At 74.8% G+C, this 10,944-nt stretch carries 2 protein-coding genes; both read right to left on the reverse strand.

Annotated elements, in window-relative coordinates; genetic code table 11:
- Window positions 1-37 precede the first annotated feature (37 nt).
- Window positions 38-6,520 carry a type I polyketide synthase gene (locus IQ279_RS23840; RefSeq protein WP_206351292.1) on the reverse strand — a complete coding sequence of 2,161 codons (6,483 nt, stop codon included), beginning with the start codon at window positions 6,518-6,520 and terminating at the stop codon, window positions 38-40.
- A gap of 130 nt (window positions 6,521-6,650) precedes the next feature.
- Entirely contained in the window at window positions 6,651-10,922 is a 4,272-nt protein-coding gene (locus tag IQ279_RS23845; RefSeq protein ID WP_307792507.1) for an SDR family NAD(P)-dependent oxidoreductase, read from the reverse strand.
- Between the last annotated feature and the right edge of the window lie 22 nt (window positions 10,923-10,944).

The following is a 10,944-nucleotide window of genomic DNA, read 5'->3' on the forward strand; positions in this document are numbered from 1 at the left end:
TGAGTAGAAATCCGAAGTCGCGCGAAGAGGGCGCGGCTCACGAGCCGGCCGTCGGCACCAGGCGGGTGCCGGCCTTCGGGAAGTAGCCGGCGCGTTCGAAGAACCCCACGTACTTCCCGAACAGTTCGCGCCCGATCTCCGGGCACTCGATGCCGGTGCCGGCCAGTGCCCGCTCCGTCTCCGAAACGTCCAGCGGCGGGTAGGTCGCGCGGCCGTCGCCGGCCATGAGGGCCTCGAAGGCGTCGAGCAGCGGCACCAGGGCGTTGTCGCGGTCGCTCCGCACCCGCTCCCGCCAGCTGTCCCAGTCCAGCACCGGCAGCTCGTAGCCGTGGGCCCGCAGATGGCCGACGAAGTCGGCGAAGGCCTGGCTCTGCTCGTTGAACAGGTGGAACGTGCCGCCCGCGGCCTCCTCCCGCGTCGCGAGGGTGGTGATCGTCCCGCTGACGTAGTCCACCGGCACCATGTGGAAGGAACCGGCGAGCCGGTCCGGCACCGCGCCCGCCTGGAGCAGTCCCTTCAGGCTCAGCCAGACGAAGTCCTTCGTCTGGCAGGCGCCGGCCCGCTGATCGCCGCAGACCACGTCCACCCGGTACATCGAGACCGGCAGCCCGCGCTCCCGCGCGATCCCGATGACCTGCTCGGCCACCCACTTGCTCTGCAGGTACCCGTTCCACAGCGCCTCGGCGGGGCCGGTCGGGTCGGTCGTCTTCGCCGGGACGACCTCGGCACCGGGCGCCGGCGCCGGGAAGACACCACTGGTCGAGACGTGGTGCACGGGCACGGTGCGGTGCCGGGCGGCCAGCCGCAGCACCTCCCGCGTCCCGTCCACGTTGGACCGCCGCAGCTCGGTGTACGGTCGCAGCCAGCTCACCGTGGCGCCGGCGTGGTAGACGACATCGACGAGGCGTGCCAGACCGTCGAATCCGTCCTCCGTCAGCCCCAGCCTGGGCGCGGAGAGATCGCCGACGACCACACGGATCCGGTCCGGGTCCACCTCGTCGAGGACCTCGTACCACTCCAGGTTCGCTCGCAGCCGCCGTTCGGCGTCGGCCCGGTCGGCGCCGCGCACCAGGCAGTGCACACGGGCCCGTGTCGAGCGCAGCAGGTCGCGCAGGAGGAACGCCCCGAGGAACCCGGTGGCGCCGGTCAGCAGAATCTCGCGGGGGTCGGCGGAGACCCGGACGATCTCGCCGGCCGGCTGTACGTCGGCGTCGAGCCGCACCTCCGCGGCGAAGTCCACGGCGGCGGTGGCGGGTGCCGCTTCGGTGGCGGTCGTGAGCAGTTCGGCGCACAGGTGTTCCGTCAGCGCGGCCGGGGTGGGGTGCTCGAAGACCACGGAGGCGGAGAGCCGGAGTCCCGTCGCGGCGCCGAGCCGGTTGCGCAGTTCCACCGAGATCAGCGAGTCGAAGCCGAGTTCGGTGAAGAGCCGTCCGGAACCGATCGTGGACGCGTCGCGGTGACCGAGCACCAGGGCGACCTCGTCGCGCACGAACTCCGCCACGACCTCCCGCTGCCGCTCCTGCGGCAACCCGTCGAGGCGCTCGGCCAGCGACTGTGTTCCGGCGTCGTCGTCCCGGGCGGACGGGCGGGCCGGTGTCCGCGCCAGGCCGGTGAGGACGATCGGGACCTGGGCGGGGCGGGCGCGCAGGGCGGCCACGTCGAGGGGGGTGGCCACGAGCGTCGGCCGGCCCAGCCGCAGCGCGGTGTCGAGCAGGCCCGGGCCGTGCTCCTCGGTCACCGGCAGCAGCCCGGTGCGGGCTATCCGCTTCAGGTCGGCCTCGCCGAGGGCGCCGCCCATGCCGCCCGCCGCGTCCCACAGGCCCCATGCCAGCGAGGTCGCGGGCAGACCGCTTGCGGCACGGTGCTCGGCGAGCGCGTCGAGGAAGGTGTTCGCGGCGGCGTAGTTGGCCTGGCCGGGGCCGCCCACGAGGCCCGCCACCGACGAGAACAGCACGAACCGCGAGAGGCCGTGGCCGAGTGTCAGCTCGTGCAGGTTCCACGCCGCGTCCACCTTGGGGCGCAGCACGGCCGCCAGCCGTTCGGGGGTCAAGGTCGTGATCATCCCGTCGTCGTTCACCCCGGCCGTGTGCACGACCCCGGTGAGCGGATGCTCCGCCGGGACGGCCGCGAGGAGAGCGCCGAGGGCCTCCCGGTCCGCCAGGTCGCACGCCGTGATCGTCACCTTGGCGCCCAGCCCGGCCAGTTCGTCGGCGAGTTCGTCCGCGCCGGGGGCCGCCGGGCCGCTGCGGCTGACCAGCAGCAGTCGGGACACCCCGTGTTCCCGGACGAGGTGCCGTGCGAAGAGGGCCCCCAGCGCGCCCGTACCACCGGTGATCATGACCGTGCCGTCGCACCGCCAGGGCGTGGATGCCGGCACATCGCCGGTCGGCGCGAGGCGGGCCGCACGCGGGACCAGCATCGTGCCGCCGCGCACCGCGACCTGGGGTTCGCCGGAGGCGACGATCGAGGGCAGGGCCTCCGCCGACGCCGGGTCGTCGTCCAGGTCGACCAGCACGATCCGGCCGGGCATCTCCGACTGGGCCGAGCGCAGCAAGCCCCACACCGGGGCGGCGACCAGGTCGGACACCCCGGCGCCCCGGTCGGCGCCCCGGCCGGTGGCGACCGCGCCCCGGGTCACCACGACCAGCGGGATGTCGGCGGACCGCTTGTCCGACGGCCACGACTGGACGAGGGCCAGCGCCCGGCGTGTCGCCTCCTGCGCCCGCGCCGCCACATCACCGCCCGGCGCGAACACGAACGGGGCGAGCAGCGCTTCGAAAGGGGCCGGCGAGTCCAGCGCCGTCTCCACATCGGCGAACCTGTGGACGTCCTCGACCCCGAGGTCCCCGCTGCCCGTCTCCAGCACGGCCAGCGCGGCACAGCACCGGTCCCCCGGAACGACCGGGGTCCAGGCGACCTGGAACAGCGAGTCCAGCGGACGCGACCGGGCCACGGCGACCTCGGCCGCGTCGGCCGGGCCGTCCGGGCGGACGGCGGCCGAGGCGATCGACGCGACCGGCCGCCCGGACGGGTCGGCGAGCCGTACCGCCCAGCCGCCCCCGGCACCGGGGGTCAGCCGAACCCGCAGCGCGGAGGCGCCGACCGCATGCAGACGGGCCCCGCGCATCCCTGTGACGACCCCGCCCCGTCCGGCCGCGAGCAGCGTGCCGTGCAGGGCCGCCTCCAGCAGAGCCGGGTGCAGCCCGTACCCGGCGCTGTCCGCGTCCTCGTCCAGCACGACCTCGGCGAACAGCTCCCCGTCGCGGTGCCACACCACCGGGACGCGCGCCTCCGCCGCGCGCTCCCCGTCGGCCGCGTCCAGGACCTCCGCACCCGCCGGCGGCCACGCCCCCAGTTCGAACGGAGTCTCCGGACCGGCGGAACCCAAGGTCCCCGAGGCGGCGACGGTCCACGCCGGGTGGTCCTCGTCGGCGCCCGTGTGGACGGTGAAGGCGCGGGCGCCCGTGGCGTCCGGCGCGCCGACGGTCAGCTGGACGCGGACACGGGAGCGCTCGGGCAGAACGATCGGGCGGTGTACGGTCAGCTCGTCCACGACCGTGCAGCCGACCTCGTCGGCCGCGCGGACCACCACGTCCAGCAGCGCGGAGACGGGGAGCACGATCTCGCCGTGCCGGGTGTGCCCGGCGAGCCACGGGGCCGAGCGGGCCGCGAGCCGGGCGGTGAGGACCAGCTCGTCACGGCCGGCGATCTCGACCGCCGTGTCCACCAGCGGATGGCCTGCCGCGCCGTCGGAACGTCCGGGTGCCTGGGCCGGGCCGGACTCCAGCCAGTACCGCTTGCGCTGGAACGCGTAGCCGGGCAGGTCCACCCGCCGCCGGGGCCCGGCCGGGGCGAAGAAGGCCGGCCAGTCCACGGGCACGCCCGCACCCCACAGCCGTCCCAGCGCCGCCACCGCGGCCACGGGTTCGGACCGGCCGGACCGTACCGCGGCCACGGCTGTCACGGCACCGACGCCGGACACACAGTCGCCGACCATCGCCGTGAGCACCCCGGCCGGGCCCAGCTCCAAAGTGGTGGTCACCTGCCGCTCGGCGAGGGTGCGGACCGCGTCCACGAAGCGGACCGGCTGCCGAACCTGCTGGATCCAGTAGTCGTGTGAACGCAGTTCCGCCTCGGTGGCGATGCGGCCGGTGACCGTGGACACCAGAGGGATCTCCGGTGCGCTCAGGGACACGCCCCGCACGATCCGGCCGAACTCCTCCAGCATCGGCTCCATCAAGGGGGAGTGGAAGGCGTGGCTGACCACCAGCCGCTTGGCCGCGCGGCCCCAGGAGCGAACCGTGGACATGATCGAGACGACCGCGTCCTCGTCCCCCGACACCACCGTGGACGACGGGCTGTTGAGCGCCGCGACGCCCACGCACCCGCCGGCTTCGGCGAGGAGCGGCTCGACCTCGTCGGCCGTGGCCTGAAGCGCCACCATCGCACCGCCCCTCGGCAGGGCCTGCATCAGCCGGCCCCGGGTGGCGACCAGCGTGCAGGCGTCGGCGAGCGAGAGGACCCCGGCGACATGGGCGGCGGCGATCTCGCCGATCGAGTGCCCGGCGAGGAGGTCGGGCCGTATCCCCCACGACTCGAACAGCCGGAACAGCGCGACCTCGACGGCGAACAGCGCGGGCTGGGTGTACCGGGTCTCGTCGAGCCCCTCGCCCGTTGTGATCACCTCGCGCAGCGGCCGCTCCAGCAGCGGGTCGAGGTGGGCGCACACCTCGTCGAAGGCCGCCGCGAACGCCGGGAACGCGGCGTGCAGCTCCAGGCCCATCCCGGTCCGCTGGGCACCCTGCCCGGTGAACAGGAAACCCAGCTTGCCCGTGTCGGTCGCACCGCGCGGCAGGGCCGGGGCCGCCGCGTCCGGCGCGAACGCGTTCAGCGCGGCGAGGAGTCCGGCGCGATCGGTGCCCACCACCACGGCCCGGTGCTCCAGCCCGGCCCGGGTGGTGGCCAGCGCGTGCGCCACGTCCTCGGCCGGCACCTCGGGATGCCGTTCGACGAACTCGGCCAGCCGCTCCACCTGCGCCCGTACGGCACCGGCCGTCCGCGCGGACAGTATCCAGGGGACCGCGGGGAGGGGGACGGGGGTGTCGGCGTCCGGCGCCGCGTTTGCCGGTGTCTCCGCCGGTTCGGGGGCCTGCTCGATGATCACGTGGGCGTTGGTGCCGCTGACTCCGAACGCGGAGACGGCGGCGCGGCGCGGGCGGCCCGTGTGCGGCCAGGGGCGCTCCTCGGTCAGCAGTTCCACCGCGCCGTCGGACCAGTCGACCAGTGGTGTCGGCTGGTCGGCGTGGAGAGTCCTGGGCAGCACCCCGTGCCGTATCGCCTGGATCATCTTGATGACGCCGCCCACCCCGGCCGCGGCGACCGCGTGCCCGATGTTGGACTTCAGCGACCCCAGGTACAGCGGGCGCTCCGCCGGGTGGGCCGCGCCGTACGTCCCCAGCAGTGCCTGCGCCTCGATCGGGTCGCCCAGCCGGGTGCCGGTGCCGTGCGCCTCGACCGCGTCCACGTCGGCCGCGTCCAGCCGCGCCTCGGCGAGCGCGGCGCGGATGACCCGCTCCTGGGAGGGACCGCTGGGCGCGGTGAGCCCGTTGGAGGCGCCGTCCTGGTTGACGGCGGTGGCCCGCAGCACGGCCAGGACGTGATGTCCGTTGCGCACGGCGTCGGAGAGCCGTTCCACCAGGAGCAGCCCCACGCCCTCCGACCAGCTGGTCCCGTCGGCGGCGGCCGCGAACGACTTGCACCGGCCGTCGGCGGCGAGGCCCCGCTGCCGGGAGAAGTCGACGAATCCGCCCGGAGTACCACTGATCGTCACCCCGCCCGCCAGGGCGAGCGCGGACTCCCCGCTGCGTACGGACTGCGCCGCCAGATGCAGCGCTACCAGTGACGACGAGCACGCCGTGTCCACCGTGACGGCGGGGCCCTCGAACCCGAACGAGTACGAGACCCGGCCGGAGACCACACTGCTGAGCTTGCCGGTCATCAGATAGCCCTCGAGTTCCTCGGGCCCTTCCAGACCGAGGTACGTCTGGTCCACCGCGCCGACGAAGACGCCCACGTTGGAGGTCTTCAGCCTGGCCGGGTCGATGCCCGCCTGTTCGAAGGTCTCCCAGGCGGTCTCCAGCAGCACCCGCTGCTGCGGGTCCATCGACAGCGCCTCACGCGGGGAGATCCCGAAGAACTCGGCGTCGAAGTCGGCCGCGCCGTCGAGGAACCCGCCCTCGCGGGTGTACGACGTACCGGGCGTGTCCGGGTCGGCGTCGTACAGCCCCTCCAGGTCCCAGCCCCGGTCGGAGGGGAACGGCGAGATGGCGTCCCGGCCCTCGGCCACCAGGCGCCACAGATCGTCGGCCGAGGCCACCCCGCCGGGGTAGCGGCAGGCCATGCCGACGATCGCGACCGGCTCCAGCCGTCCGGACTCCAACTCGGCGATGCGACTGCGTGCCTTCCGCAGGTCGGCCGTGACCCATTTCAGGTAGTCGGCCAGCTTCTTCTCATCCGCCATGGGACAACTCACATCTTCTCTGGGACGGCAGCGAGGACAGTGATGGCAGTGCCATCGGCGCCATCAGTGCCGTCAGTGACGTTGGTGCGGGACACCGAAGGCGTGCGGGACGACGGTCCGGCGCGGGGCGTCAGCCGCCCGAGCGGCCGAGTTCGTTGTCGATGAAGTCGAGGAGCTCGTCGGTCGAGGCCGACTCCAGCGGTTCCGCCGCATCGGCGTCACCGGGCGTACCACCCCAGGCCTCCATCCAGCGCGACAGGATCGTCTGCAACCGGACGGTGACGGCGGCACGTTCGTCCGCGTCGGCGGCACCGGCGGCACCGGCGGCACCGGCGGCACCGGCTTCGCCGGCCGCCGAGATGATCTCCTCCAGCTTGTCGAGTTCGGCGAGGATCGGGGAGCGCTCGCCGGTCTCCTCCCCGGAGCCGAGCCCGGTGAGCAGGAACGCGGTGAGGGCCGCCGGGGTCGGATGGTCGAACACCACGGTCGCCGGCAGCCGGACACCGCTGGCCGCGCCCAGCCGGTTGCGCAGCTGCACGGCGGTAAGTGAGTCGAAACCCAGCTCCTGGAAGGGCCGTTGGGCCTCGACGGCGGACGGGTCGCGGAAGCCCAGCACGACGGCCACTTCGCCGCGCACCAGGTCCAGCACGAACTCCCGCCGCTCGTCCGCGTTCATCCCGGCGAGCCGCTCCGCGAGGGGCAGGCCACCCTCGGAGCCGGTCCGCTCCGGCCGGTGGTCGGCCACCGGCACCAGGGCCCGCAGCAGCGGCGGGACCGGACCTCCGGACGCCCGTACGGCCGCGAGATCGAACGGCGCCGCCGTGAGCGCCGGGTGGCGTACCGCCAGCGCCGCGTCGAACAGGGCCAGCCCCTCCTGCGAACTCGTCGGCACGAAGCCGTCGCGGGCGAAACGGGACCGGTCGGCCTGGGTCAGCCCCGCGTTGATCCCGCCCTCGACCTCCCACAGCCCCCAGGCCGGAGAGCTCGCGGGCAGCCCCTCGGCGCGGCGCCGCTCGGCCAGCGCGTCCAGGAAGGCCCCGGCCGCCGCGTAGTTGGCCTGCCCGGGGCCGCCGAACACGCTTACCACCGAGGAGAACAGCACGAACGCCGCCGGCTCGTCCTCACGGGTCAGCTCGTGCAGATGCCACGCGGCGTCCGCCTTCGGACCCAGCACCGCGTCCATCCGGTCGGACGTCAGTGCCGGAAGCAGCCCGTTGTCCAGGACCCCGGCCATGTGCACGACCCCGGTCAGCGCGTGCTCGGCCGGTATCCCGGAGAGCAGCGCCTTGAGCGCGTCACGGTCGGCGACATCGCACGCGGCGATCCGCACCTCCGCTCCGAGTCCGGTGAGTTCGGAAAGCAGCTCCTTTGCTCCGGGAGCCTGTTCACCCCGGCGGGAGACCAGCAGCAGCCGCCGGACGCCGTGCTCGACCACGAGGTGCCGGGCCACCGCGGCGCCGAGCGCCCCCGTGCCACCGGTGATGAGGACCGTGCCCTCCGGGCGCCAGCGGGGGGCCATGCCGTCGTCCGTGTCGGCCCGGACGACCCGGTGCAGCCGGGGCACCAGGAGCCGGCCGTCGCGTACGGCGGCCTGTGGTTCGTCCGCGGCGAGCAGGGCGGACAGGAGGGCCGGGGGGACAAGCGCGGAGCCGGAGTCCGGGCCGGGGGCGTCCACGAGGAGGATCCGGCCGGGGTTCTCCGACTGGGCCGAACGCACCAGACCCTGGACCGCCGCCGCGTCCAGGTGCGGCATCTCGCCGGCCGTGGCGGCCACGGCGCCCCTGGTGACCAGCATGAGCCGGGTCGCGGCCAGCCGCTCGTCGGCCAGCCAGGCCTGGAGCAGGGCCAGCGCCCTCCCGGTCGCCGAACGCACACCGTCCACGACCTCGGTGTCGTTGCCGGCTGCCGGGAGGTGGACGAGGAGGGCGTCGACCGCCGTACCGGACTCGACCGCACGGCCGAGGGCGGCGAGGTCCTCGTAGTGGAGGACTCCGGACTCGCCCTCGTACGCCCGGTGTGCCGCATACGACACTCCGGGTTCCTCGTCCGGCAGATGACCGAGGGTCGCCCAGGCGACCGGCCGGTCCGGCTTGCGTGGGGACAGCGGCGTCCAGGCGATGTGGTGCAGGGCCCGCAGCGGGCCGGGGCCGCCGATGAGTTCCGACAGCGCGGGGGAGCGCCGGACGACGGAGTCGACGGTGGCGACGGGCGCCCCGTCCGGACCGGTCAGCACGACGGACACGGCCCCCTCCTCCGTCTCCTCCGCGGCGGATCCCCCGGTGGTCGTCCCGGCCGGGGCGAGCCGGGCCCGTACGGCCGTCGCGCCGGGAGAGTGCAGCCGCACTCCGCGCCAGCGGACCGCGAACGGCTCGCCTCCGTCCACCGCGAGCGCGGCCTCCAGCAGCGCCGGGTGCAGGACGTGGCGGCCGGCACCGGCGGCGTGCTCCTTCGGGAGCCGCACCTCGACGCCGTCTGTTCCCCCGGCGAGGCCGGCGGCCGTGCCGTCCTCGGCCCGCAGGGTCCCGAAGGCCAGCTCGGCCCACTGCCCGGTGCCGGGATCCGGCAGGGCGTGCACGGTGACGGGGCGCCGCCCCGAGTCGTCCGGGGAGCCGACCCGCACCTGGAACGGGACCTCACCGGTGTCGGGGACGGCGAGCGGGGCCCGCACGGTCAGTTCGTCCACCACCGGGCAGGTCACCTCGGCACCCGCCCGGACGACCGCGTCGACCAGGGCCGCCGACGGCAGCACGGCGGTGCCGGACACGGTGTGCTCGGACAGCCACGGCTGTGCGGCCGCCGCGACCCGGCCGGTGAACAGCACCTCGTCGGTGCCGGCCACCGTGACAGCCGTACCCAGCAGGGGGTGGTCCGAGTGGCCGGGGCCCGCCGCGTACGCGGGCGCCGACTGCTCCAGCCAGTACCGCTCGCGCTGGAACGGGTACGTCGGCAGCTCGACGGCGCGTACCGGCAGGCCCTCGAACACCACCGGCCAGTCCACCGGGACCCCGGCCACGAACGCCTCGCCCAGCGCGGCCAGCACCTGGTCGGGCCCGCCCCGGTCACGGCGGAGCGAGCCGACGCCGGTGACGGCCGTGCCCACCGCGTCGGCGGTCTCCTCGACGCTGTGCAGCAGCACCGGGTGCGGGCTGCACTCGACGAAGACACCGTGGCCGCCGTCCAGCAGGGTCCGTGTGGTCGGCTCGAACAGCACGCTCTGCCGCAGGTTGGTGTACCAGTACGTGGCGTCCAGACCGGTGGTGTCGAACAGGCCGCCGGTGACGGTGGAGTAGAAGGGCACCTCGGAGGGCCGGGCCTCGATGCCCGCCAGATCGGCCAGCAGCCGCTCACGGATCGACTCGACGTGCGCGCAGTGCGAGGCGTAGTCCACCGGGAGGCGCTTGGCGCGTCCGCCGTCGGCCACGACCGTCTCGCGCAGCTCGTCGAGGGCGTCGGCGTCGCCGGAGAGCACCACGGACGCGGCGCCGTTGACGGCGGCCACCGCGACCCGGCCGCCGTAGCCGTCGATCAGTTCGCGCACGCGGGGCTCGGGCAGCGCGACCGACATCATGCCGCCCCGGCCGGAGAGGTCCTCGGCGATGGCGCGGGCGCGCAGGGCCACGACCCGGGCGCCGTCGGCCAGGGACAGCGCACCGGCCACGCACGCGGCGGCGATCTCCCCCTGGGAGTGGCCGATCACGGCGGCGGGCCGTACCCCGTGGGCACGCCACACCGCCGCGAGCGACACCATGATCGCCCACAGCACCGGCTGGATCACGTCCACCCGCTCCAGCGGCTGCCGGGCCCGCACGGTCTCGATCAGGTCCCAGTCGGTGACCGGTGCCAGCGCCGCCCCGCAGTCGGCCATGGCCGCGGCGAACACCGGCGAGGCGTCCAGCAGTTCGGCCGCCATGCCGGTCCACTGGGACCCCTGCCCGGGAAACACGAAGGCCACCCGCGACGTCTCCGCACGACCACCGCGCACCACGTTCGGAGCCCCGCCGCCCTCGGCGAGTGCCGCCAGCCCGGCGGTCAGCGCGTCGAGATCGGAACCGACGACCACGGCCCGGTCGTCCAGCGCGGCACGTGTGGTGACCAGAGCGTGGGCGACGTCGGCGACGGCAGGGCCGACGGCGGTGGCAGAGCTGCTGCCGGAGACCCAGGCGGTCCCGTCGGCGGTCAGGAGGTCGAGCAACTGCCGGGCCCGCGCGGCCAGGGCGCGCTCGCCCCTGCCGGACAGGACCAGCGGCAGTGGGTGGCCGGGCCAGTCGGAGGAATCGTCCCCGCGGGGGCGCTGCGGAGCCCGGACGGGACCGCCCCCGCCGTCCCCGGCCGTGCCCTCGGTGCCGGGGACGGCATCGGTCTTCACCCTCGTCGTGTCCTCTGCCGCCTGCTCGATGATCACGTGGGCGTTGGTGCCGCTGAAG

The sequence above is a fragment of the Streptomyces verrucosisporus genome (assembly GCF_017114865.1).
GTDB lineage: Bacteria > Actinomycetota > Actinomycetes > Streptomycetales > Streptomycetaceae > Streptomyces > Streptomyces fenghuangensis.